1 protein-coding gene is annotated in these 798 nt (G+C 47.6%); it reads right to left on the bottom strand.

The genetic code is table 11. The features are described 5' to 3' along the window. Positions 1-373 precede the first annotated feature (373 nt). Positions 374-784: an HU family DNA-binding protein gene (locus tag GCWU000325_RS08625; protein WP_040599756.1), complete on the bottom strand. Its 411-nt coding sequence runs from the start codon at positions 782-784 to the stop codon at positions 374-376. Positions 785-798 lie beyond the last annotated feature (14 nt).

The raw sequence follows: 798 nt of genomic DNA, 5'->3' as shown, positions 1-798 counted from the left end.
AAAACGGAGGAAATGTTCAAAAAAGCACGGTTTCATCGAAGATTCAGCTACAAAACAACACCGCCTTATGCACCCTGATCCACCCATCTCCGCACCCCGATTCACCCATCTCCGCACCCTCGCCAAACTTTCACCTATGATCGTTGAAACTTTCTTATAAGACAATTTTAATTCTCCTATAAGATCGTTTCAACTTTCACCTAAGAAACTTTTTCCGATCATAGGTGAAAGTTTGAACAATCCTTATCCCCGCACACCTGATCAACGGCCCATTTTCGACAAAGTACGAAAAAGCCGCGCTTTCATCGGGTGAAAACGCGGCCTTTGCTAAATGTAATTTTTTGTCCGGCACTACGCTGTGCCTCCTCTTCACTTACTTCGCATTCCGGATATCGTCCTGCGCACCGAAGATTAAGTTGCGCTTGTCAAGTGCCATACGCATCGTACTGCTTTTCGTGAATCGCACGCTCACGCGCTTAATGAGATTTGCCCCTTTTTCCTTTGCCTCTTTCGCCGTCGACGCGCCCTCGCCGTGCATTGTCAGGCGAAAAGAACCGAGATCTCCTAAGCGAACGGAATTACCATCGGAGAGTGTTTGGAGAATCTCATATTGCAGGGCATCCAACACCGCCTTGACGGAGGCAGAAGATACGCCCGACCGCTTCTCGATGCGCCCGACAATTGTGCGCAACATTACAGGCACGCCCGGCGCCATCTGCGGATAAAATTTTACTTGTTCTTTCTTGAGCGGGTTTTTCTTCGCTCTGATAACGAATTTAATCATTGTGGTATAGATTT

The sequence above is a fragment of the Alloprevotella tannerae ATCC 51259 genome (assembly GCF_000159995.1).
Lineage (GTDB): Bacteria > Bacteroidota > Bacteroidia > Bacteroidales > Bacteroidaceae > Alloprevotella > Alloprevotella tannerae.
Note: the sequence above shows the minus strand (reverse complement) of the source record. Positions and strands in the feature narration are given on the sequence as shown.